The sequence below is a fragment of the Streptococcus pseudopneumoniae IS7493 genome, assembly GCF_000221985.1.
Taxonomy (GTDB): domain Bacteria; phylum Bacillota; class Bacilli; order Lactobacillales; family Streptococcaceae; genus Streptococcus; species Streptococcus pseudopneumoniae.
The window spans coordinates 460732-482861 of sequence record NC_015875.1 but is presented as its reverse complement, the minus strand read 5'-3'; the positions used below and the strand labels follow the sequence as shown (position 1 = coordinate 482861).

The 22130-nt window shown below is 42.0% G+C and carries 24 protein-coding genes and 1 riboswitch; of the genes, 6 read left to right on the top strand and 18 right to left on the bottom strand.

Annotated features, from left to right (window positions below; all coding sequences use genetic code 11):
- The first annotated feature begins 129 nt into the window (after positions 1–129).
- The 3 genes from efp to nusB are packed head-to-tail and all read left to right on the top strand — an operon-like array spanning position 130 to position 1519.
- Positions 130–690 (top strand): elongation factor P, encoded by a 561-nt coding sequence (efp, locus tag SPPN_RS02680; RefSeq protein ID WP_000568643.1) that lies wholly within the window; start codon positions 130–132, stop codon positions 688–690.
- Between the two features lie 21 nt (positions 691–711).
- Entirely contained in the window at positions 712–1101 is a 390-nt protein-coding gene (locus SPPN_RS02675; protein ID WP_000510572.1) for an Asp23/Gls24 family envelope stress response protein, read from the top strand.
- Positions 1094–1519 (top strand): transcription antitermination factor NusB, encoded by a 426-nt coding sequence (gene nusB / locus SPPN_RS02670; RefSeq protein WP_000203649.1) that lies wholly within the window; start codon positions 1094–1096, stop codon positions 1517–1519. The genes SPPN_RS02675 and nusB overlap by 8 nt, the downstream gene beginning before the upstream one ends.
- Positions 1520–1632: 113 nt before the next feature.
- Here the strand turns inward: nusB and SPPN_RS02665 are convergent, their stop codons facing one another.
- From SPPN_RS02665 to SPPN_RS02605, 13 genes are all read right to left on the bottom strand, one after another.
- Complete coding sequence (locus tag SPPN_RS02665; protein WP_001017397.1) at positions 1633–2400, bottom strand: acetyl-CoA carboxylase carboxyl transferase subunit alpha; 768 nt, start codon at positions 2398–2400, stop codon at positions 1633–1635.
- A complete protein-coding gene (gene accD / locus SPPN_RS02660; protein WP_001173358.1) occupies positions 2397–3263 on the bottom strand; it encodes an acetyl-CoA carboxylase, carboxyltransferase subunit beta in 867 nt (288 codons plus the stop codon). Before accD ends, SPPN_RS02665 begins: the two co-directional genes overlap by 4 nt.
- A gap of 36 nt (positions 3264–3299) precedes the next feature.
- Positions 3300–4667 carry an acetyl-CoA carboxylase biotin carboxylase subunit gene (gene accC / locus SPPN_RS02655; protein WP_000488684.1) on the bottom strand — a complete coding sequence of 456 codons (1368 nt, stop codon included), beginning with the start codon at positions 4665–4667 and terminating at the stop codon, positions 3300–3302.
- 11 nt (positions 4668–4678) lie between these two features.
- Complete coding sequence (gene fabZ / locus SPPN_RS02650; RefSeq protein ID WP_000565515.1) at positions 4679–5101, bottom strand: 3-hydroxyacyl-ACP dehydratase FabZ; 423 nt, start codon at positions 5099–5101, stop codon at positions 4679–4681.
- Complete coding sequence (gene accB, locus SPPN_RS02645) at positions 5098–5583, bottom strand: acetyl-CoA carboxylase biotin carboxyl carrier protein (RefSeq protein ID WP_001052244.1); 486 nt, start codon at positions 5581–5583, stop codon at positions 5098–5100. The genes fabZ and accB overlap by 4 nt, the downstream gene beginning before the upstream one ends.
- 2 nt (positions 5584–5585) lie before the next feature.
- Positions 5586–6821, bottom strand: a complete 1236-nt coding sequence (gene fabF / locus SPPN_RS02640; RefSeq protein WP_000774063.1) for a beta-ketoacyl-ACP synthase II — start codon at positions 6819–6821, stop codon at positions 5586–5588.
- Between the two features lie 21 nt (positions 6822–6842).
- Complete coding sequence (gene fabG, locus SPPN_RS02635; protein WP_000763053.1) at positions 6843–7574, bottom strand: 3-oxoacyl-[acyl-carrier-protein] reductase; 732 nt, start codon at positions 7572–7574, stop codon at positions 6843–6845.
- Between the two features lie 33 nt (positions 7575–7607).
- Positions 7608–8528 carry an ACP S-malonyltransferase gene (gene fabD / locus SPPN_RS02630; protein WP_000167657.1) on the bottom strand — a complete coding sequence of 307 codons (921 nt, stop codon included), beginning with the start codon at positions 8526–8528 and terminating at the stop codon, positions 7608–7610.
- Positions 8521–9495, bottom strand: a complete 975-nt coding sequence (gene fabK, locus SPPN_RS02625; RefSeq protein WP_000857436.1) for an enoyl-[acyl-carrier-protein] reductase FabK — start codon at positions 9493–9495, stop codon at positions 8521–8523. The genes fabD and fabK overlap by 8 nt, the downstream gene beginning before the upstream one ends.
- 222 nt (positions 9496–9717) lie before the next feature.
- Complete coding sequence (locus SPPN_RS02620; protein WP_000257838.1) at positions 9718–9942, bottom strand: acyl carrier protein; 225 nt, start codon at positions 9940–9942, stop codon at positions 9718–9720.
- 58 nt (positions 9943–10000) lie between these two features.
- On the bottom strand, positions 10001–10975 hold the full coding sequence (locus SPPN_RS02615; protein WP_000852943.1) for a beta-ketoacyl-ACP synthase III: 975 nt from the start codon (positions 10973–10975) through the stop codon (positions 10001–10003).
- A complete protein-coding gene (gene fabT, locus SPPN_RS02610) occupies positions 10975–11409 on the bottom strand; it encodes a fatty acid biosynthesis transcriptional regulator FabT (protein WP_000386345.1) in 435 nt (144 codons plus the stop codon). The genes SPPN_RS02615 and fabT overlap by 1 nt, the downstream gene beginning before the upstream one ends.
- A 93-nt stretch (positions 11410–11502) precedes the next feature.
- Positions 11503–12288 carry an enoyl-CoA hydratase gene (locus SPPN_RS02605; RefSeq protein ID WP_000400065.1) on the bottom strand — a complete coding sequence of 262 codons (786 nt, stop codon included), beginning with the start codon at positions 12286–12288 and terminating at the stop codon, positions 11503–11505.
- 324 nt (positions 12289–12612) lie between these two features.
- Here SPPN_RS02605 and SPPN_RS02600 point away from each other — a divergent pair, with 324 nt between their 5' ends.
- From SPPN_RS02600 to serS, 3 genes are all read left to right on the top strand, one after another.
- Positions 12613–13977, top strand: a complete 1365-nt coding sequence (locus SPPN_RS02600) for an aspartate kinase (protein WP_000869644.1) — start codon at positions 12613–12615, stop codon at positions 13975–13977.
- 2 nt (positions 13978–13979) lie between these two features.
- Entirely contained in the window at positions 13980–14351 is a 372-nt protein-coding gene (locus tag SPPN_RS02595) for a DUF956 family protein (RefSeq protein ID WP_000079356.1), read from the top strand.
- Between the two features lie 213 nt (positions 14352–14564).
- Positions 14565–15839, top strand: coding sequence for a serine--tRNA ligase (gene serS / locus SPPN_RS02590; protein ID WP_000884228.1), 1275 nt, complete (start codon positions 14565–14567; stop codon positions 15837–15839).
- 24 nt (positions 15840–15863) lie between these two features.
- On the opposite strand, the gene SPPN_RS02585 is transcribed toward serS, so the two are convergent.
- The 5 genes from SPPN_RS02585 to SPPN_RS02565 all read right to left on the bottom strand — a co-directional run bounded on the left by SPPN_RS02585 (position 15864) and on the right by SPPN_RS02565 (position 22127).
- A complete protein-coding gene (locus SPPN_RS02585; RefSeq protein WP_000735985.1) occupies positions 15864–16763 on the bottom strand; it encodes a TDT family transporter in 900 nt (299 codons plus the stop codon).
- Positions 16764–16873: 110 nt separating this feature from the next.
- Positions 16874–17422 (bottom strand): carboxymuconolactone decarboxylase family protein, encoded by a 549-nt coding sequence (locus SPPN_RS02580; protein WP_000206766.1) that lies wholly within the window; start codon positions 17420–17422, stop codon positions 16874–16876.
- 321 nt (positions 17423–17743) lie between these two features.
- On the bottom strand, positions 17744–19066 hold the full coding sequence (locus SPPN_RS02575) for an alanine/glycine:cation symporter family protein (RefSeq protein WP_000891477.1): 1323 nt from the start codon (positions 19064–19066) through the stop codon (positions 17744–17746).
- A gap of 90 nt (positions 19067–19156) precedes the next feature.
- A riboswitch (glycine riboswitch) is annotated at positions 19157–19245 on the bottom strand.
- A gap of 199 nt (positions 19246–19444) precedes the next feature.
- Complete coding sequence (locus tag SPPN_RS02570) at positions 19445–21004, bottom strand: DUF6287 domain-containing protein (protein WP_000735119.1); 1560 nt, start codon at positions 21002–21004, stop codon at positions 19445–19447.
- A gap of 61 nt (positions 21005–21065) precedes the next feature.
- Entirely contained in the window at positions 21066–22127 is a 1062-nt protein-coding gene (locus SPPN_RS02565; RefSeq protein WP_001035285.1) for a hypothetical protein, read from the bottom strand.
- Positions 22128–22130 lie beyond the last annotated feature (3 nt).

The window sequence follows — 22130 nt, the reverse complement described above, 5'->3', positions numbered from 1 at the left end:
ATGTAAAAGAAACCAGCCTTGAGGTTGGTTTTTTCTCCCCTACCATCTCCCAATAACTATTTTGGCTTTATTTCCAGAAGATTTTATGGTAAAATGAAGAGTAATAATATTTATTAAAGAGGTAAAAACATGATTGAAGCAAGCAAATTGAAAGCTGGTATGACATTTGAAACTGCAGACGGAAAATTGATCCGCGTTTTGGAAGCTAGCCACCACAAACCAGGTAAAGGGAACACAATCATGCGTATGAAATTGCGTGATGTCCGTACTGGTTCTACATTTGATACAAGCTACCGTCCAGAAGAAAAATTCGAACAAGCTATTATCGAAACTGTTCCAGCTCAATACTTGTACAAAATGGATGAAACTGCCTACTTCATGAACACTGAAACTTACGACCAATACGAAATACCAGTCGTAAATGTTGAAAATGAGTTGCTTTACATCCTTGAAAACTCTGATGTGAAAATCCAATTCTACGGAACTGAAGTAATCGGTGTAACTGTACCAACTACTGTTGAATTGACAGTTGCTGAAACACAACCATCTATCAAAGGTGCTACTGTTACAGGTTCTGGTAAACCAGCAACCATGGAAACTGGACTTGTTGTCAACGTTCCAGACTTCATCGAAGCTGGACAAAAATTGATCATCAACACTGCAGAAGGAACTTACGTTTCTCGTGCCTAATCTCTAGAAAGAGGTCATTCTATGGGAATTGAAGAACAATTTGGCGAAATCGTTATCGCTCCACGTGTACTTGAAAAAATCATTGCCATCGCAACTGCTAAAGTTGATGGTGTCCACTCATTTTCAAATAAATCCGTATCTGACACCCTATCAAAACTCTCTCTTGGTCGCGGCGTCTACTTAAAAGAAAACAATGAAGAGCTAACTGCTGACATCTATCTCTATCTTGAGTACGGTGTGAAAGTACCAAAAGTAGCTATTGCTATTCAAAAAGCAGTCAAAGATGCTGTCCATGATATGGCTGATGTGGAACTTTCTGCTGTCAATATCCATGTTACAGGAATTGTTCCAGACAAAACACCTAAACCAGAGTTGAAAGATCTATTTAACGAGGACTTCCTCAATGACTAGTCCATTATTAGAATCTAGACGCGAACTTCGTAAAGGCGCTTTTCAAGCTCTTATGAGCCTTGAATTCGACACAGATATGGAAACAGCTTGTCGCTTTGCCTACACACATGACCGTGAAGATGCAGATGTGCAAATCCCAGCCTTTCTTCTAAATTTGGTTTCTGGTGTTCAAGCACAAAAAGACGAGTTGGATACACAAATCAACCAGCACCTCAAGTCAGGCTGGACAGTTGAACGTTTGACTTTGGTCGAAAAAAACTTACTACGCTTGGGTATCTTTGAAATCACATCATTTGATACACCTCAGCTGGTAGCAGTCAATGAAGCTATTGAACTCGCTAAGAATTTTTCAGATCAAAAATCAGCCCGCTTTATCAACGGACTGCTCAGCCAGTTTGTAACAGAAAAAAATGAATAATCGAAAAGGTGTTTGGTCTTCCAAGCACCTTTTACTTCGTCCTTGATACAGAGTAAGAACCACATAAAAACTAGAACTAACTGCCAGTTCTAGTTTTTGCGTATTCTGAGGTATTAGTATTTTCTAAATCGTTGATAGCGTTCTTCCAGCAACTCTTCTAGCGGTTTTTGTGAAAGTCTAGCCAGCTCAGCTTGAAGTTCTTTCTTGACACTCTTAATCAGTTCTTTACTAGAAAGTCCTGCTTCAGAAATCACCTTGTCCACCACGTCCATTTCTAACAGTTCATGGGAAGTGATTTTCATCAGTTCTGCTGCTTCCATGGCACGAGTTCCGTCCTTCCATAAAATGGAAGCAAAGCCTTCTGGACTGAGAATAGCATAGATAGAATTTTCCAGCATCCAAACACGGTCCGCAACGGCTAGAGCCAGAGCCCCACCTGAACCACCTTCACCGATAATGATGGCAATAATAGGAACTTTCAGGTCACTCATTTCCATGAGATTGCGAGCAATAGCTTCTCCCTGTCCACGTTCTTCCGCTCCGACACCAGGATAAGCACCTGCTGTATTGATAAAGGTCACAACTGGACGGCCAAATTTCTCAGCCTGTTTCATCAACCGCAGTGCCTTTCGGTAGCCTTCTGGATGTGGTTGGCCAAAATTCCGTTTGAGGTTGTCTTGCAAACTCTTGCCTTTTTGAATACCAACCACTGTTACAGCTTGGTCTCCAAGCCAACCAATACCACCAACAACTGCACCATCATCACGAAAAGAACGGTCACCATGTAATTGGATAAATTCATCAAAAATGCCTGTCGCAAAGTCCAAGGTTGTCAAGCGACTCTGCTCACGCGCTTCTCTGACTATTTTTGCAATATTCATCTAGGACTCCCTCCATGCAATCTGACTAGGCTAGCAATCATATCTGGTAAGTCTCTTCTTTTGACAATAGCATCCACAAAGCCATGTTCTAATAGGAATTCTGCCTTTTGGAAATCCTCAGGCAAGCTTTCACGAACCGTATTTTCAATCACACGACGCCCAGCAAAACCGACCAAGCTCTGTGGTTCAGCCAGAATGATATCACCTTCCATAGCGAAAGAAGCTGTCACACCACCTGTCGTTGGATCTGTCAAAATGGTCAAGTAAAAGAGACCAGCATTTGAATGCCGTTTAACTGCTGCAGAGATCTTGGCCATCTGCATGAGACTCATGATTCCTTCCTGCATACGGGCTCCACCAGAGGCTGTGAAGAGGACAACTGGCAATTTTTCGACAGTCGCATACTCAAACAAACGAGTGATTTTTTCACCTACAACCGTACCCATAGAAGCCATGATAAAGTTGGAATCCATAATCCCAAGAGCCACAGTCTGACCTTTTATAAGAGCTGTTCCTGTCACAACGGCTTCATCCAGACCTGTTTTTTCACGCATAGTTGCTAGTTTCTTTTGATAACCAGGGAAATGCAAGGGATCCTTGCTTTCAATCCCTGTAAACAATTCCTTGAAGGTTCCCATATCAATCGTCAAAGCCAAGCGTTCTTGGGCAGAAATACGAAAGGTGTAGCTACAATGTGGACAGATACGCTCACTTCCCAGATCCTTCTGATAGATGGTATGCTTACAGCCTGGACACTGGGAAAATAATTCATCTGGAACCTCTGGCTTAGCTTGAGGTTTTTCCCTAACCGAACGATTGGGATTGATTCGAATATACTTATCTTTTTTACTAAATAGAGCCATTGATTCCCCTTTTCGGTTTAAACTCTTGAAGTCATTTTATTCTTTTTCTTGATATTTGGGTAAGAAGGTTTCCATTAAGAAGGAAGTATCGTAATCTCCAGCAATGACATTGCGATCTGAAATGAGGTCAAGCTGGAAATCTGCATTGGTCTGCACCCCTTCAATCTCTAATTCATAGAGGGCACGTTGCATTTTCATCAAGGCATCAAAACGGTTTTCACCGTGTACGATGATTTTGGCAATCATACTATCATAATAAGGCGGAATGGTATAACCTGGATAAACTGCTGAATCCACGCGCAAGCCAACTCCACCACTTGGTAGATAGAGATTAGTAATCTTACCTGGACTTGGAGCAAAGTTAAAGGCTGGATTTTCTGCATTGATACGACACTCGATGGCATGACCGCGTAGGACAATATCTTCTTGCTTAACAGACAGAGGTTGACCTGCCGCAATGCGAATCTGTTCCTTAACGATATCCACACCTGAAACAAATTCTGTTACTGGATGTTCTACTTGTACACGAGTATTCATTTCCATGAAATAGAAATTGCCACTGGCTTCATCAAGAAGAAACTCAATGGTCCCTGCATTTTCATAGCCAACAGACTCCGCCGCTCGAACAGCAGCAGAACCGATTTCATGACGCAGCGTTTTCCCGATTGCAATCGAAGGACTTTCTTCCAAAACCTTTTGGTTGTTCCGTTGTAGAGAACAATCCCGTTCCCCCAAGTGGATTACATTTCCGTGTTCATCTCCTAGAATTTGAACCTCGATGTGACGAGCTGGATAGATAACCCGTTCTATGTACATGGCACCATTGCCATAATTGGCCTTGGCTTCACTAGAGGCAGTTTCAAAGGCTGAAACAAGGTCTTCTGGTTTTTCAACCTTACGAATCCCTTTACCACCACCACCTGCTGAAGCCTTGAGCATAACAGGATAGCCAATTTTTTCAGCAACAATCAAGGCCTCCTCAGAGTTATGCACTTCTCCACCTGAACCTGGAATAACAGGCACACCAGCCTTAATCATCTGAGCACGCGCATTGATTTTGTCCCCCATCATATCCATAACATGACCAGATGGACCGATAAATTTGATGCCCACTTCTTCACACATAGTTGCAAATTTGGAATTTTCACTGAGAAACCCAAAACCGGGGTGAATGGCTTCTGCCTCAGTCAAGACTGCAGCTGATAGAACCGCATTAATATTGAGATAAGACTCAGTTGCCTTACCAGGACCGATACAAACCGCTTCATCTGCCAAAAGCGTATGAAGGGCTTCCTTATCAGCAGTTGAATAGACTGCTACGGTCGCAATCCCCAATTCACGCGCCGCACGGATAATACGAACCGCAATTTCACCACGATTGGCAATTAAAATTTTTCGAAACATGGAGAACCTCCTTAGTTCCCAATTGCAAAGGTAAGAGTACCACTAGCTGCAAGCTTGCCATCCACTTCAGCCTTTGCTTCAACCACGGCTATGGTGCCACGACGTTTTACAAAAGTCGCTGTCATAACCAATTGGTCGCCTGGTACAACTTGCTTCTTGAATTTGACCTTATCCATACCAGCGTAAAAGACCAGTTTTCCTTTATTTTCAGGTTTTGACAACTCCAACACACCAGCTGTTTGCGCCAAGGCTTCCATGATCAGAACACCTGGCATAACTGGGTATTGAGGAAAGTGACCGTTAAAGAAAGGCTCGTTGATGGTCACATTTTTTATGGCAACGATGGTATCCTCGCTCACTTCCAAGACACGATCCACTAGGAGCATAGGATAACGGTGGGGAAGGGCTTCTTTGATTCCTTGAATATCGATCATTTGATTCGTACCAATCCTTTACCAAACTCAACCATTTCTTCGTTAGAAACGAGAATTTCCGTTACCACACCATCCTTAGGAGCTGGGATTTCATTCATGACTTTCATGGCTTCGATAATGACCAATGTTTGACCTTTTTTGACACTATCACCAACTGTAACGAAGGCAGGTTTATCTGGTCCAGCAGCCAAGTAAACCACTCCAACAAGTGGACTCTCTACAAGATTTCCCTCAGTAGCCACACTTGCTTCAGCTGGAGCTGGAACTTCTTCTGCTACAGTCTCTGCTGGAGCAGATGTAGGAGCTACTGGACTCGGTGTTGCTAGAACGGGTGCTGGAGCGACTTGAGTTGCAACTTCAGGCACAGGTCTCGCTTCATTCTTGCTAAACTGCAACTCATCCGTCCCATTTTTATAAGAAAATTCTCTCAAACTTGACTGGTCAAATTGAGTCATCAAGTCTTTAATATCGTTTAAATTCATACTTATCTATTCTCCCAACGTTTGAAAGCAAGAACTGCATTGTGGCCTCCAAAACCAAAAGTATTTGAAATAGCGTATGGAATTTCTTTCTCCAAGCCTTGTCCATAAACGACATTAGCTTCGATATAATCTGATACTTCACTTGTCCCAGCTGTCATTGGTACAAAGTTATGACGCATAGCTTCGATGGTGACGATAGCTTCTACTGCACCCGCAGCCCCCAGCAAATGTCCTGTAAAAGACTTGGTTGATGATACAGGTACTTCCTTACCAAGAACAGCTACGATAGCACCACTTTCTCCTTTTTCATTGGCAGGAGTTGACGTTCCGTGAGCATTGACATAGGCTACTTGCTCTGGAGAAATCTCAGCTTCTTCCAAGGCTAGTTTGATGGCCTTGATAGCTCCCTGACCTTCTGGATGTGGAGAAGTCATGTGGTAGGCATCACAAGTATTTCCGTAACCAACCACTTCAGCCAGGATAGTAGCTCCACGTTTTTCAGCGTGTTCAAGACTTTCTAGAACCAACATCCCTGAACCTTCACCCATAACAAACCCATTGCGATCCTTATCAAATGGGATCGAAGCACGAGTTGGATCCTCTGTAGTAGAGAGAGCTGTTAAGGCTTGGAAACCAGCGATGGCAAAAGGTGTGATAGAAGCTTCTGTTCCTCCCACCAACATCACATCTTGGAAACCAAACTTAATAGAGCGGAAGGCATCCCCAATCGCATCATTTGATGAAGAGCAGGCAGTATTGATAGATTTACAAACACCGTTTGCACCAAAACGCATGGCTACATTCCCAGAAGCCATATTTGGTAAAGCTTTTGGAAGAGTCATTGGTTTGACACGTTTGGGCCCTTTTTCATGAAGGCGAAGTACCTGATCTTCAATTTCCTTGATTCCACCAATACCAGATGCAACGATAACACCAAAACGATCCCTATTAAGAGCCTCTACATCAAGATTGGCATGATTTACAGCCTCTTGGGCTGCATACAAGGCATATAAAGAATAGTTATCAAAACGGTTGGTATCTTTTTTTACAAAGTATTTATCGAACGGAAAATCTTGGATTTCTGCCGCATTATGCACATCAAAATCACTATGATCAAATTTTGTAATGCCACCAATGCCGATTTTCCCAGTTGCTAAACTATTCCAAAATTCTTCTGGTGTATTTCCGATTGGAGATGTTACTCCATAACCTGTTACCACTACTCGATTTAGTTTCATTCTTTTCACCTCTAGCTTTCGCTACATACTTAAGCCACCATCAATGGCAACCACTTGACCAGTTAGATAATCTTGGCCTGCTAAAAATACTGTCAAATCTGCAACCTGCTCTGCCTGCCCAAATTCTTTCATCGGAATCTGAGCTAGTGTAGCTTCCTTAATCTTATCTGATAAGATAGCTGTCATATCAGACTCAATCATTCCTGGAGCAATCACATTGACTCGTATATTCCGACTAGCAACTTCACGTGCCACAGACTTGGTAAAGCCAATCAAGCCAGCCTTAGAAGCAGCATAGTTAGCTTGACCAATATTCCCCATCAAACCAACAACACTAGACATATTAATGATAGCACCTTCTCTAGCTTTCATCATCGGTTTCAAGACTGATTGTGTCATATTAAAGGCACCAGTCAGATTGACCTTGAGCACTTTTTCAAAATCTGCTTCTGTCATCTTGAGCATAAGAGTATCTTGGGTAATCCCTGCATTGTTGACCAAAACATCTACTGAACCCAGTTCTGCAATAGCTTGATCAATCATACGCTTAGCGTCTGCAAAATCTGATACATCTCCTGAAATGGGAACCACCTTGATACCATAGTTTGAAAACTCAGCGAGCAATTCTTCTGAGATTGCCCCACGACTGTTTAAGACAATGTTGGCTCCTGCTTGAGCAAACTTGTGGGCGATGGCAAGACCAATTCCACGACTCGAACCTGTAATAAAGATATTTTTATGTTCTAGTTTCATTTTTTTCCTTTCAAAACTTCTACTTATTTTAGCCTATTTCTCTAAAAGTGCTACTAAACTCGCTTGATCTTCCACATGAGCTAAGTGAGCAGTTTGATCAATTTTTTTAACAAAGCCTGACAAGACTTTCCCCGGTCCAATCTCGATAAAGTTGCTTATGCCTGCTTCTTGCATGACCCCAATACTTTCATAGAAACGAACGGGTTCCTTGACCTGACGCGTCAAGAGCTGAGCAATGTCCTCTTTTTGCATCACAGCAGCTTCTGTATTGCCGACTAGGGGACAAGTAAAATCTGAAAAACTTACCTGAGCTAGAGTTTCAGCTAGTTTCTGGCTAGCTGGCTCAAGGAGAGCGGTGTGAAAGGGACCTGACACCTTAAGAGGAATCAAGCGTTTGGCACCTGCTTCTTGCAAAAGTTCAACCGCTCGATCAACTGCAACCACTTCTCCAGCAATGACGATTTGTGCAGATGTGTTATAGTTGGCTGGAGTAACCACTCCAAGTTCAGAAGCTTTTTGACAGGCTTCTTCAATGACCTCTACTGGCGTATTGAGAACTGCTACCATCTTGCCAGAGTCAGCAGGAGCCGCTTCTTCCATATAGGCTCCACGCTTAGCTACCAAGGCAACCGCATCTTCAAAATCCAAGGCGCCGCTTGCCACCAAGGCAGAGTATTCTCCAAGAGATAAACCAGCAACCATATCAGGCTGATAGCCCTTTTCTTGCAATAAACGGTAGATAGCAACCGAAGTCGCTAGAATGGCTGGTTGCGTATAGCGGGTCTGATTGAGTTTGTCTTCTTCCCTATCGATGAGATGACGCAAATCATAACCGAGCACCTGACTCGCTCGATCAATCGTTTCTTTGACAATAGGGTAGTGATCATAGAGATCCCGTCCCACCCCTAGATACTGGGCACCTTGACCAGCAAATAAAAAGGCTGTTTTAGTCATTTCTTACAACTCCTGCCCAGCGAGAGGCTTCTTCTTGAATTTTCTTAGCTGCTCCGTAATACAAATCTTTTAGGATTTCTTCAGCTGTTTCTTCTTTAGAAACAAGCCCTGCGATTTGACCTGCCATGACAGAGCCACCATCCACATCACCGTGAACAACTGCTTTGGCTAGGGCGCCTGCTCCCATTTGTTCAAAGATTTCTAAATCAGGATTTTCCTGCTTAAAGGCATCTTTTTCAGCCAGTTCAAAATCTCTAGTCAACTGATTTTTAATAGCACGAACAGCATGACCAAAGTGCTGAGCTGAAATCGTAGTATCAATATCCCTTGCTTTTAAAATTTTCTCCTTGTAGTTTGGATGGGCATTCGACTCTTTTGCAACTACAAACCGTGTCCCCACCTGTACAGCCTCTGCACCTAGCATAAAGCCAGCCGCAGCACCTTCACCATCCGCAATTCCTCCTGCAGCAATAACAGGAATAGATACAGCTGTGGCTACCTGTCGCACCAAGGTCATGGTTGTTAATTTACCGATATGCCCCCCAGCTTCCATTCCTTCTGCAATAACAGCGTCTGCACCGATTTTTTCCATGCGTTTAGCTAAAGCAACACTAGGAACGACAGGAATAACGATTATCCCAGCTTCATGGAAACGTTCCATGTATTTACCAGGATTTCCTGCACCTGTTGTCACTGCCTTAACACCTTCCTCGATAACGAGATCTACAATATCTTCCACAAAGGGAGACAAGAGCATGATGTTGACACCAAAGGGTTTATCCGTCAATGATTTGATCTTATCAATATTTGCCTTGACAACTTCTTTCGGGGCATTTCCCCCACCGATAATCCCTAGTCCTCCAGCTTTAGAAACAGCCCCTGCCAAATCACCATCAGCAACCCAAGCCATTCCTCCTTGAAAGATAGGATAATCAATGTTCAATAATTCTGTAATACGCGTTTTCATAGTGCCTCCATCGTTTCTTGCTTACGTAATAGTTCGATACTGTCATAATTTGACAATCAAACTATTGCCTAAACAAGAGGGAGCGGGTTTCCCTACTCCTTCTATCTATATTCTGCTTATACTCTTCGAAAATCAAATTCAAACCACGTCAGCGTCACCTTGCCGTACTCAAGTACAGCCTGCGGCTAGCTTCCTAGTTTGCTCTTTGATTTTCATTGAGTATTATTTTGTTTGCTCTTCAACGTAGGCAACCAAGTCACCAACTGTTTTCAAGTCATCTTCTGCTTCGATTTGGATATCAAAAGCATCTTCGATTTCTGAGATTACTTGGAACAAGTCCAATGAATCAGCGTCCAAATCATCAAAAGTTGATTCAAGTGTTACTTCTGATGCATCTTTTCCAAGTTCTTCAACGATAATTTCTTGTACTTTTTCAAATACTGCCATGATAGGACTCCTTTAAAATAAATAGTTTTTTATAACAATGTGTTCACCACATGATTACCTAAATTGTAAGAATGAGCGTGCCCCAGGTCAAGCCTCCACCGAAGCCTGATAGAAGAACAGTCTGGCTACCATCTAAAGGGATGAGACCTTGTTCTACACACTCTGAAAGTAAAATCGGGATACTGGCTGCACTGGTATTGCCATATTCCATCATATTGGCTGGAAGTTTGTCTCGGTCAACACCAATTTTTCTAGCCATCTTATCCAAAATACGGATATTAGCCTGATGCAATAGCAGATAATCCAAGTCTGTCGCCTCTATAGGAGATTCTTCAATAGTCTGCTTGATAGACTTGGCTACATCTCGAATGGCAAAATCAAAGACTGCGCGTCCATCCATCTTCAAAAATGAATCTGCACTTTCTTGATCTGAAAATGGAGAATGCAAACCTGAATGCCCATAAGTTAAACACTCACTGCGACTTCCATCGCTATTGAGACTCTCAGCTAAGAAATTCTCTTGCTCGCTAGCTTCTAACAAGACACCACCAGCACCATCTCCAAACAACACAGCTGTTGATCGATCCGACCAATCGATTGCCTTAGAGAGGGTTTCACTACCAATCACCAAGCCTTTTTGAAAGCGACCAGAAGCGATAAACTTTTCAGCAGTTGAAAGAGCAAATACAAATCCACTGCAAGCCGCGGTTAAGTCAAAAGCAAAGGCTTTATTAGCACCAATATTAGCTTGAACACGAGCAGCTGTAGAGGGCATCATCGAATCTGGAGTAATGGTAGCTAGGATGATAAAATCCAGTTCCTCTCCTATTATTCCAGCTTTTGCCATCAGTTTCTTAGCAACTTCCGTAGCCAAATCACTGGTAGATTCTGTTCTTGAAATATGCCTTTGTCGTATTCCCGTTCGACTTGAAATCCACTCATCATTGGTATCCATAATCTGAGCCAAGTCGTGATTTGTAACCACTTGCTCTGGCACATAATGAGCAACCTGGCTTATTTTTGCAAAAGCCATTATTTCAAATCCTCCAAAAATTGGTAAAGATTAGTCAAACCTTTGCTCATAACATCAATTTCTTCCTCGCTCATGCCATCAATAATTTTTTCTACCATGGCCTTGTGGAAGCGTTTATGCAGTCTATGGATCAAGCGCCCCTTCTTTGTCAAATGCAGATGCACCACACGACGATCCTGTTCTGACCGAACTCGCTCAATGTATCCCTTACACTCTAAATTGTTCAAACTTGTCGTAACAGTTCCAAGAGTTACCATCAACTCTTTTGACACTTGACTTGGAGTCACATCTGGAGCCTTACCGATGACATCAATCGTATGCATTTCTTTGATGGAGATATCCTTAAAACGACTACCTCTCAAGTTCACTTCCTCAATTACAAGGACATTGTTAAATATAGATGTTAAATATTCATTGATTCGTTGGTAGTCCATTTTTCATATCCCTCCTTCTTCAAAAAACTTTTACAATCAAAACATTTGACAGAAAGAATTATATCAAAATTCAAAGAATGATGCAAGTATTTTTTATTTTCCTGTAAATTTAGGTCTTCTTCTCTCCGAATGAGCTCGCACTCCTTCTTTGAAATCCTCTGTTTGAGCTAAGGATTTCTGTAGGTTCAGTTCTAAAGTAGCGTAACCCTGCCAGTCTTTAAACTGGCTCTCCCAAACCAACTTCTTAATGGCAGCATAGGAATTACTTGAAGCACGTCTTAATTTTTTAAGAAGCTGTTCTCTCGTCTTTTCAAGTTTTTCAGCTTCAGAAACGCGGTAAACCAACCCCCATTCTAGGGCTTTTTCTGCCGTTAAAGCCTCTCCTGTCATAGCTAATTGAGCAGCACGCGTCACACCGATACTGCGGCTCAAGAGATGAATTCCCCCTGCATCTGGAGCCAAACCAACACCAACAAAGGCTTGGATAAACTTAGCCTTATCCGTCGCCAAACAGAAATCTGCCGCAACAGCCATATTCGCTGCGGCACCTGCAACAGCACCGTCAACTTCCATTAAAACAGGTTTGGCTATTTGCTTGATTTTATAAGAAATCGTATTGACCAACTCTGCGATTTTTGTCAATGATGGAATATCATCCTCATCCACTGCCCGCTTCATCTCTACCAAATCTCCCCCAACTGAGAAGACCTTTCCATTGGCATTGATTAAGATAAAATGCACAGCTGGATTTTCTTCTGCCAGAGTCAAGGCTTCTAAGATTTCCTCACACATGGGAATATGGAAACCATTAGCGACATCAGGGCGGTTTAAAGTAATAATTGCCAAATCCTCTTCAAGCTGATAAATAATATGTTCCATCAGGGCTCCTTTTTATTTTATAAGCAGTTTATACTCTTCGAAAATCTCTTCAAACCGCGTCAGCTTCCATCTGCATCCTCAAAGCAGTGCTTTGAGCTGACTACGGCTAGCTTCCTAGTTTGCTCTTTGATTTTCATTGAGTATTGAATTATTTTATTTGCAAAGTATATCTTTTTCAGGAGCAGAAAGCAAGAAAAAATTGACTGAAAGTGTCTCAGCCGATTGGAAAGGCTCGCTTTATCCTATAAAGCATCTTATTTTCTTCATTGAAAAAAGCCTTTCTTTCTGCTATAATCGTATAAAATACTTACTTTAGGAGTTCTTATGAAAGTTGTTAAATTTGGAGGTAGCTCTCTTGCCTCTGCTGGTCAATTAGAAAAAGTTTTAAACATCGTTAAAAGCGATTCAGAGCGTCGTTTTGTAGTCGTTTCTGCGCCTGGTAAACGCAATGCTGAAGATACTAAGGTTACGGATGCCCTGATTAAATACTACCGCGACTATGTTGCGGGTAACGATATTAGCAAGAGCCAAAGCTGGATTATCGACCGCTATGCTGCTATGGTTAGTGAATTGGGACTAAAACCAGCTGTGCTAGAAAAAATTTCTAAAAGCATTCACGCCTTGGCCACTCTTCCTATTGAAGAAAATGAATTTCTCTACGATACTTTCCTAGCAGCCGGTGAAAATAACAATGCCAAATTGATTGCTGCCTACTTTAACCAAAATGGTATCGATGCACGCTATATGCACCCTAGAGAAGCTGGGATTGTGGTCACAAGTGAACCTGGTCACGCTCGCATCATTCCATCAAGTTATGACAAGATTGAAGAATTGACAAACACCAATGAAGTCCTTGTCATTCCTGGTTTCTTTGGTGTCACTAAGGAAAATCAAATCTGTACTTTCTCACGTGGAGGATCAGACATTACAGGTTCTATCATTGCTGCCGGTGTAAAAGCCGACCTCTATGAAAACTTTACGGACGTTGATGGTATCTTTGCAGCCCACCCTGGAATCATTCACCAACCACACTCGATTCCTAAGTTAACCTACCGTGAAATGCGCGAGTTGGCCTATGCAGGCTTCTCAGTCCTTCATGACGAGGCTCTTCTTCCTGCCTACCGTGGAAAAATTCCTCTGGTTATCAAGAATACCAACAACCCTGACCATCCGGGTACTCGTATCGTTCTAAAACACAGTAGTGATGAATTTCCAGTTGTGGGAATTGCTGGTGACTCAGGCTTTGTCAGCATTAACATGTCGAAATACCTCATGAACCGTGAGGTTGGATTTGGCCGCAAGGTTCTGCAAATCCTGGAAGAACTTAACATCGGTTGGGAACATATGCCAACAGGTATCGACAATCTTTCTATCATTCTCCGTTCTCGCGAACTAACTCCCATCAAGGAAGAAGAAATCCTGCGTCAGTTGGTTCAAAAGGCTAAAGTAGATCATGCAGAAATCGAACACGACCTTTCTATCATTATGATTGTTGGTGAAAAAATGAAGAGCCATATCGGAGTGACTGCTACTGCGACACGCGCTCTATCTGAAAACAAAATCAACATCCAGATGATGTCTCAAGGTTCTAGTGAAGTTTCTATTATGTTTGTTGTCAATAAAGACCAAGAGAAAGCAGCAATTAAAGCCCTCTACAATGCCTTTTTTGGAGAAAGTAAGGAAGACTAAGCATGGCTCAATCACTTAACAAAACAGTACTCCTCAGTACGACAGGCACTTCCTACCTCTCTATCGCTGGGAAAGTTGGGAAATTCCTTGTCGGAGATCAGGCTTTGGAATTTTACCCCGATGTCAATGTTGAACAATTTATCCAGATTCCTTGGAGCCATATCAACCAAATTGGAGCCAATGTCACTGGGCGGAAAATCAGTCGCCACTTCGAAGTCTTTACAGACAAAGGAAAATTCCTCTTTGCTTCAAAAGACTCAGGTGCCATTCTCAAAATTGCTCGTGAAAAACTGGGTAATGACAAGGTCATCAAACTTCCGACCCTGATTCAGACAATTGGTCAAAAATTTAAAAATCTATTTGCAAAAAAGTAGAAACTTTAGTATAATCATAGCAACGGATAAGTAGGTTATCTTCTTCTTTCAGAAAGTCTGCGGATGCTGCGAGCAGATAGGAGGGATAGGTGAAATTCTACCGTTAATAACAATTACATACACAATCAAGTGCACACCTGTGAAGTTGGATGGAACCGTGGCCCTGCCACTCCAACGCTTTGTCAGGTGTGCTTTTTTCATAAAGGAGTTCTTATGTTAGATATCAAACGTATTCGTACAGACTTTGATGCTGTCGCAGAAAAATTGGCTACACGTGGTGTAGATGCTGCTGTCTTAAACGAGATGAAAGAAATCGATGCTAAACGTCGTGATATTTTGGTCAAGGTTGAAACTCTCAAGGCTGAACGCAACACAGTTTCTGCTGAGATTGCCCAAGCCAAACGCAACAAGGAAAATGCAGATGACAAGATTGCTGCCATGCAAACTCTATCTGCTGAGGTTAAAGCCTTGGATGCTGAATTGGCAGAAATCGATGCTAAATTGACAGAATTTACTACTACTCTTCCAAACATCCCTGCTGACAGCGTTCCTATTGGGGCTGACGAAGATGCCAATGTGGAAGTTCGTCGTTGGGGCACTCCACGCGAGTTCGATTTCGAGCCAAAAGCTCACTGGGATCTTGGTGAAGACCTTGGTATCCTCGACTGGGAACGCGGTGGCAAGGTAACAGGCGCTCGCTTCCTCTTCTATAAAGGCCTCGGTGCTCGTTTGGAACGTGCTATCTACAACTTTATGTTGGACGAGCATGGCAAAGAAGGTTATACTGAAGTCATCACGCCTTACATGGTTAACCACGATTCTATGTTTGGGACTGGTCAATATCCAAAATTCAAGGAAGATACTTTTGAACTCAGCGACAGCAATTACGTCCTTATTCCTACAGCTGAAGTTCCTCTGACAAACTACTACCGTGATGAAATCCTTGACGGTAAAGACCTGCCAATCTATTTCACTGCTATGAGCCCATCATTCCGTTCTGAGGCTGGTTCAGCTGGTCGTGATACTCGTGGCTTGATTCGTTTGCACCAATTCCATAAGGTTGAAATGGTTAAATTTGCCAAACCAGAAGAATCTTACGAAGAATTGGAAAAAATGACAACCAACGCTGAAAACATTCTTCAAAAACTTAACCTTCCATACCGTGTCGTTGCGCTCTCTACTGGAGATATGGGCTTCTCATCTGCGAAGACTTACGACTTGGAAGTGTGGATTCCAGCCCAAAATACCTACCGTGAAATCTCAAGCTGTTCAAACACAGAAGATTTCCAAGCCCGTCGTGCCCAAATCCGTTACCGTGATGAAGCAGATGGCAAGGTGAAATTGCTCCATACCTTGAACGGTTCTGGACTTGCAGTTGGACGTACAGTGGCTGCTATTCTTGAAAACTACCAAAATGAAGATGGTTCCGTGACCATCCCAGAAGCACTTCGTCCATACATGGGTGGAGCTGAGGTCATCAAACCATAAAAAATAAGGTTTAGCTATTTCTAGCTAGACCTTTTTTCGTAACCAAATCAGATAAGCACCTAGTACAAAGAATAAAATAGTTAGGCATATAATGGTTTCAGCCAATACTAGGTAATCCAGAAATGGAAGTTTCAAAATTCCCTGAGCCATCTTGAGCGAAGTAGCTGTGATAATGGTTGGGAAGGTGAGGGCTGAGAAGGCTGGTTGAAAGCCTTGTTTTAAAATATTGGGCAGGCGAGTCAAAACAAAGAAAAAGAAGAACTGGGAAGCCAAAATCATGGCAATCAAGAGCCAAGTCGGTAGGCTGGCTCCTCCAACTCGAACTAGGGAAGCCAAGAGTAGAGAGAAAGGAGCACAGTAGATACCTTCTTGCCCAAGCAAGGCTAATGGGAGTGGATTTTTCTTTAAATCGCTATAAATAAGCGGATAGAGATAGAAGGTTAGGAGAAAACCAAAACTCAAGGTCGCATAGGCAATTTCGATGATACCTACAAGAGGATAGGTTAAAGCAGCCACTGCTATCCCTACATAGAGAACAGTCCAACTTGGAGTCGCATTGACTCTCTTACCTGGACAAGCAAACTTGATGGTGAAACCAGCAATCAAGGCCAAATCCAAGAGAAATGAACACCACCAGAGTCCTTGCGCAACCAAAGGAAGATGAGGGAATACGCGAAAGACATAGGTCGATAAAATCATCCCAGCCATGGGAAAGGTGGCCATTCCTGATAAAAGAGGGGGCTTGGTCAACTCTTGCTTGGTTTCTTTCCAATTAAAAAGATGCAGAAGCAGAAAGTAAATCCACAAAATCAAACCTGTCAGACTCAATAGATGGGACAGAACCGGCAACGTATCTAAAACGAGATTTCCAGCTCCTGCCAAACCTAGCAAACAACCTGAAAATACTAAGGGGAGTTTTTTCATCCTAACCTCCAATAATCATGTTAGTTTCAGTATAGCATAAAAGCGCTTAAATGAGGGGATAAAAAACGAAGTCCGTTGATTTCAGACTTCATTTTTTACTCAGATATGAATTAAGCATAAGGTTGCAATTCTGGGTTAATTGGGGTATTGGCTAGGTTGTTGGCATAATTACAGAGGCTTGCTAGGCTGACACCAAGGACTACATCCAAGGCATTTTGTTGCGTGTAGCCAGCTTCTAAAAACTCAGCCAAGGATTCATCTCCTACACGACCCTTGGTATTGATAACTGCCAAAGTAAACTTAGCTAGGGTATCCAATTTAGGATCTGTTTCAATTGGAGTACGATTGCGAAGAGCTTGAATCAAGTCATCATTCATCTGGATTTGTTTGATGGAAAAGGCTGTGTGACCTGCGACACAGAAGGCACAACCATTGGTCACGGCTGCCGTGATTTGCACCACTTCACGCTCAACGGGTGTCAGGCTGTTGCGACGGTTGATAGATGCGACAGTTCGGTAGGCTTCTAAAGCAGTCGGTGCATTGGCCAAGAGACCGATTAGGTTGGGAATATAGCCATTGTTGTCTTTTTCTACTGTTTCAAGAACTTCTTTCACTTCTGCTGGTGCTGATTCTACTGTATGGATTGTAAATGTTGTCATAAGATACCTCTTTTCTTGTTATTGACACTAGTATATTGGAAAATCTTATAAAATCCTGATTCCTAAGTTTATTTAAGACAAAGGTTTATTCTCTCATAAGATTTTCGTTGTATATTATACTCTTCGAAAATCAAATTCAAACCGCGTCAGCGTCGCCTTACCGTACTCAAGTACAGCTTGCGGCTAGCTTCCTAGTTTGCTCTTTGATTTTCATTGAGTATTAGTTTATCACACTTCCAATCATTTGCATAATATATATTATATATCAGCTTGATAAAAATCATTTATAGGCAAAAAAATCACACGAGCTGTGTGATTCCATTATTTGTCAAAATACTTTTTAGTTTCAGCAATAACGACTGGTGACAAGACTAAGAGGGCAATCAAGTTTGGCAGAGCCATCAAGGCGTTAACGATATCTGCGATAATCCAGACCATATCCAACTCGATAAATCCTCCCAGCAAGACCATGAGCACAAAGACCACACGGTAGAGCCAGATAAAGCGAACCCCAAAGAGGAACTCAAAACAGCGTTCTCCGTAGTAGTTCCAACCTAGAATCGTCGTGAAGGCAAAGAGTACAAGGAAGATGGTCAAGAGAGCAGGTCCAAAGTGTGAAAAGACTATTGAGAAAGCTGACTGAGTCAAGGCAACCCCATTCAAGTCACCACTCCAAACACCAGTTACCAAGATGGTCAAACCAGTCAGAGTACAGATAATGAGGGTGTCAATAAAAGTCCCTGTCATGGAAATCAAACCTTGCTCTACCGGTTCATTTGTCTTAGCAGCTGCAGCTGCAATAGGAGCAGAACCCAGACCAGATTCGTTTGAGAACACACCACGCGCCACACCATTTTGAATAGCCATCCGAACGCTAGCACCAGCAAATCCACCTACCGCAGCAAGGGGACTAAAAGCTGAGGTAAAGACTAAAGCGATTGTGGCAGGGATTTTCTCAATATTAAAGAAAATAACTGTAAGAGTTCCCAAAATATAAATGATAGCCATAAAAGGAACAACAGTAGTTGAAACCTTTGAAATGGACTTGAGCCCGCCAAAGACTGCAATCGCTACAAAGACAGACAAGACGAGAGCTGTGATGGCTGGCGAAATCGTCGTTGTATTTTGGATAGATTCTGTAATCGAGTTGACTTGGGTGAAGGTTCCGATTCCCAAGAGAGCAACCAATACTCCCGCTACTGCAAACAAAACAGCAAGTGGTCGCCACTTCTCTCCCATTCCTAGAAGGATATAATGCATGGGACCTCCCGCTACTGCACCATGGTCGTCCTTGGTGCGGTATTTGATGGCCAAGAGTCCTTCCGCATACTTGGTAGCCATTCCAAAGAAAGCCGCCATCCACATCCAAAAGAGGGCTCCTGGTCCACCAACCTTGATAGCCGTCGCAACTCCTATGATATTCCCTGTCCCAACGGTTGATGCCAAGGCTGTACACAGAGCTGCAAAACTGGATACATCACCATGTCCCTTATCCTGGATAAAAATAAGCTGAAAGGCCTTGGGCAGACGCAAAACCTGCAAGAGTCCTAGCCGAATAGTTAGGTAAATCCCTGTTCCGACTAATAAAATCAAGAGGGGCGGTCCCCAAGCAAAAGCATCAATTGATTTAAGCAATTCTAACATTTCCTTCTCCTATCTTTTCAACCCCAAAAGAAAGAGCACATGTAAGATACATGTACTCTGGAATGCTTAGATAAATGCTAAAAAGCGGTCTATCCTAGCTCTGTCCTTTTACCTGAGAGTTTGAGCAGTTGCCTGCCTTGCCCCTTCGGTGCCTTTACGGTCTCTCCAGAGTTCCGTCCATTTACAGTCATGGAAAATCAAACGATTTACCACTTCTATTAAACTTCATTCGGTGTTGGTATTTAATTGATTCTTATTCTACAAAAAATGTTGGCTTTTGTCAATGGATTTTGGAAAAATCTTATTTGACTCAGTAGAAAAAGATTGAGCATTCCCATGTGCGTGAGGTGCTGTTAATTAAATCAATCTGTTTCACTCCTAGTCTACACGATATAAGAATTGTTCTGGTTTATTATGTACTGGAAATGAAGCACGATAGATGATTCTATCTTTACTAATATCCGAAGCGTCTGATATTAATCCATCCATTGATGTCTCATCAGGTATTCTAACACCTGCTGGTATGAATTGAATAAAGACTCCAAAAGATGGACCTGAGTAGCGAGCTCGTAAAAAATCATTGACTATTTCTGATTCTGCAAGGTCAACCTTAAATTTCTCTGGCGCTATCAAGCCATCTTTACTAAAGACTAAATCTTCTCCTCCATGACCATTACTCCATTTTCCCTCAATACTAGAGAAATCTCCATTTTTTATGGCATTAATGTCCATTTTCCCAGAAGTATTTTGATTTGATGAAGATGCTGTTGCAGCAAATTTTTCTGTTACAGATTTCCAAGTCAGGCTAGATAGATTCATTCGAGCACCAGGACTGACTTTATCCTCTGTCTTAGCTTCTTTAACTTTCTCTAGTTTGTCCCCACTACTATTCAACTTCCAAATGGTATGAATGGTTTGTGGGTCTCCTGCGAACGGATTCCACTGGGTATAGAGGTTTCCATCTTCTAGGAGATAGGCCTTGAAGCGAGTTCCCAGCATCTGCATTTTATTTTTAGCATTGGTGAGGCGAATGACTTTCTGATTTTTGAGTGTAAAAATATCTAAAATCTCACTACCATTTTTCGAAGAGACAATCAATTCATCAATGCCATTTTTATCCATATCAACCATTGCATAGGTGAAGGCTTGACTGCGTTCTGCCATCCCTGCATAGATATTAGCAGTTAGATTGATATTATCCTTAACCTCTGCCTTATGGTCTAAAATAAATTCATAATCCTTCAAAATGCTGTTATAAGAACTGTAATCTACGCTTGGTTTGGCTTCATCTGTACTCTTGTCTTCACTGCTTCCGCCAAGAATCTTATCTGAAACTGACTTCCAGCTTAAAGTATCTAAAGAAATGGGAGAACCGACCCCAAGATCTGCTACTTCTTGAGCCTCCTTACCCTTTACCAAAGACTGTCCGTCTTCACTAAATTGGTAGTGAGCATAGATGTGACTCGTTGCTGTACCAGCTCCACGATAGAGCAGAGAATTATCTGGCAAGATACCGACTGTCATTCTCTCACCAATCTGGTCTAAACGATTTTCTTGATCAGTCAAACGAATCACCTTTTCGTCTTTCAGCGTACGAATATCAAGTAAACTCTTTTCGCCACTCTTCATTTCAAGAGCAAGCAAGAGTTCATCGACTCCATCATTATTCAAATCCGTCTTGTGATAAACTACATCTGTATAAAAGCCTTGAGAAGACTTCACTTGACTAGCTAGGGGATTGACATCTATACCTTTCGGCAAGGTGCCTTTCGCTACTTTTTCGTAGTCATCCAAAACCTTGTTATATTTGCTGTAATCTATCTCTGGAGTTGCTACTTCCTCGGATGCTGGTTCCGCGCTTTTATTCCAAGGTAGATACTGACAACCTCCTAGAACTAGTGTCAGTGAAAGTGTTGTGGTTAATAGTAACTTTTTCATATTTCTCCCTTATCTAAGAGAAAGGAACCAGCCTGTGCTAATTCCTTTCACTACTTTTATTCTATTTAACCCACTTACCTGAGCCATCTACTTTGTAGCCATCTGGGGTACGTTCGTTGACTGCCATCTTACCATTTGACTTGAGATAGTAGTCACCTACCCATGTGTTACGAGCATAGCTTCCTTCTGATGTTAGGTAATAGTAAGATTTGTAGCTACTATCATAAATCCACTCACTCTTAGCCATTTTACCATCTGATTTGAGGTAGTAACTTCCAGCCCAAGCATTACGCGCATAGCTGCCCTCTGCTGTCAAGTAATAGTATGATTTATAGTTATTGTCATAAATCCACTCGCTCTTAGCCATGTAGCCACCTGATTTGAGGTAATAACTTCCTGACCAAGCATTTTGAACAAAGTTCCCTGAAGCATTTAGGTAGAAGTAAGAATTGTACTGAACATCAAAAATCCATTGATTGACTACTTTAACACCAGCTTTATAGTAAGAAGAACCTGACCAACCAGTCTGACCTGACTTAGAACTAGTAGATTGTTTTGGAGTTGCAGTAGTTGTTGGTGTTGTGGATGATTGTGTTGAAGATACTAGACCAGCAAATTTACCGTCTTTAATACTAAAAATAGGAGATTCTCCTTTGTATTGATGACGAAGCTTAGTTTGAGGATCAATATAAAATTCACTTACATAGGCTTCATATTTGTATTCACCATCAGGAATCGATTCATATGAATAAGAGTCAATGCTGCTTTTTGTTAAATCATAGGATCTCAATCTAACACTTGCTCCGGTGTCATTATCCACAACCTCTTTTGTTTTAGCATTAACAAGCTTCGTTCTTACAATAATAGAATCTTGCTTACTATTCCAATTATTAACAAAATTAGGATTAACACTATCAATTGAAAAAGTGACAGAAACGCCACGATTTTTATCATAACCAACCAAACTTAGATTGACCTTGTGATCAACATTACCAACTGCAACAATGTCATCAGCATGCACTGTTTTTGCTGAAAAAGGTAGAACTCCCGCTGTGTCAATAGTTGACAATACTCCGACTGTTGAAAGTGCCAAAGCACATACTAATAATTTCTTTTTGTTCATGTT

Bases quoted from the DNA above. Each gene is read 5' to 3' on its own strand.
- efp (WP_000568643.1), top strand. From the start codon at position 130: ATGATTGAAGCAAGCAAATTGAAAGCTGGTATGACATTTGAAACTGCA.
- SPPN_RS02675 (WP_000510572.1), top strand. From the start codon at position 712: ATGGGAATTGAAGAACAATTTGGCGAAATCGTTATCGCTCCACGTGTA.
- nusB (WP_000203649.1), top strand. From the start codon at position 1,094: ATGACTAGTCCATTATTAGAATCTAGACGCGAACTTCGTAAAGGCGCT.
- SPPN_RS02665 (WP_001017397.1), bottom strand. From the start codon at position 2,400: ATGAATATTGCAAAAATAGTCAGAGAAGCGCGTGAGCAGAGTCGCTTG.
- accD (WP_001173358.1), bottom strand. From the start codon at position 3,263: ATGGCTCTATTTAGTAAAAAAGATAAGTATATTCGAATCAATCCCAAT.
- accC (WP_000488684.1), bottom strand. From the start codon at position 4,667: ATGTTTCGAAAAATTTTAATTGCCAATCGTGGTGAAATTGCGGTTCGT.
- fabZ (WP_000565515.1), bottom strand. From the start codon at position 5,101: ATGATCGATATTCAAGGAATCAAAGAAGCCCTTCCCCACCGTTATCCT.
- accB (WP_001052244.1), bottom strand. From the start codon at position 5,583: ATGAATTTAAACGATATTAAAGACTTGATGACTCAATTTGACCAGTCA.
- fabF (WP_000774063.1), bottom strand. From the start codon at position 6,821: ATGAAACTAAATCGAGTAGTGGTAACAGGTTATGGAGTAACATCTCCA.
- fabG (WP_000763053.1), bottom strand. From the start codon at position 7,574: ATGAAACTAGAACATAAAAATATCTTTATTACAGGTTCGAGTCGTGGA.
- fabD (WP_000167657.1), bottom strand. From the start codon at position 8,528: ATGACTAAAACAGCCTTTTTATTTGCTGGTCAAGGTGCCCAGTATCTA.
- fabK (WP_000857436.1), bottom strand. From the start codon at position 9,495: ATGAAAACGCGTATTACAGAATTATTGAACATTGATTATCCTATCTTT.
- SPPN_RS02620 (WP_000257838.1), bottom strand. From the start codon at position 9,942: ATGGCAGTATTTGAAAAAGTACAAGAAATTATCGTTGAAGAACTTGGA.
- SPPN_RS02615 (WP_000852943.1), bottom strand. From the start codon at position 10,975: ATGGCTTTTGCAAAAATAAGCCAGGTTGCTCATTATGTGCCAGAGCAA.
- fabT (WP_000386345.1), bottom strand. From the start codon at position 11,409: ATGGACTACCAACGAATCAATGAATATTTAACATCTATATTTAACAAT.
- SPPN_RS02605 (WP_000400065.1), bottom strand. From the start codon at position 12,288: ATGGAACATATTATTTATCAGCTTGAAGAGGATTTGGCAATTATTACT.
- SPPN_RS02600 (WP_000869644.1), top strand. From the start codon at position 12,613: ATGAAAGTTGTTAAATTTGGAGGTAGCTCTCTTGCCTCTGCTGGTCAA.
- SPPN_RS02595 (WP_000079356.1), top strand. From the start codon at position 13,980: ATGGCTCAATCACTTAACAAAACAGTACTCCTCAGTACGACAGGCACT.
- serS (WP_000884228.1), top strand. From the start codon at position 14,565: ATGTTAGATATCAAACGTATTCGTACAGACTTTGATGCTGTCGCAGAA.
- SPPN_RS02585 (WP_000735985.1), bottom strand. From the start codon at position 16,763: ATGAAAAAACTCCCCTTAGTATTTTCAGGTTGTTTGCTAGGTTTGGCA.
- SPPN_RS02580 (WP_000206766.1), bottom strand. From the start codon at position 17,422: ATGACAACATTTACAATCCATACAGTAGAATCAGCACCAGCAGAAGTG.
- SPPN_RS02575 (WP_000891477.1), bottom strand. From the start codon at position 19,066: ATGTTAGAATTGCTTAAATCAATTGATGCTTTTGCTTGGGGACCGCCC.
- SPPN_RS02570 (WP_000735119.1), bottom strand. From the start codon at position 21,004: ATGAAAAAGTTACTATTAACCACAACACTTTCACTGACACTAGTTCTA.
- SPPN_RS02565 (WP_001035285.1), bottom strand. From the start codon at position 22,127: ATGAACAAAAAGAAATTATTAGTATGTGCTTTGGCACTTTCAACAGTC.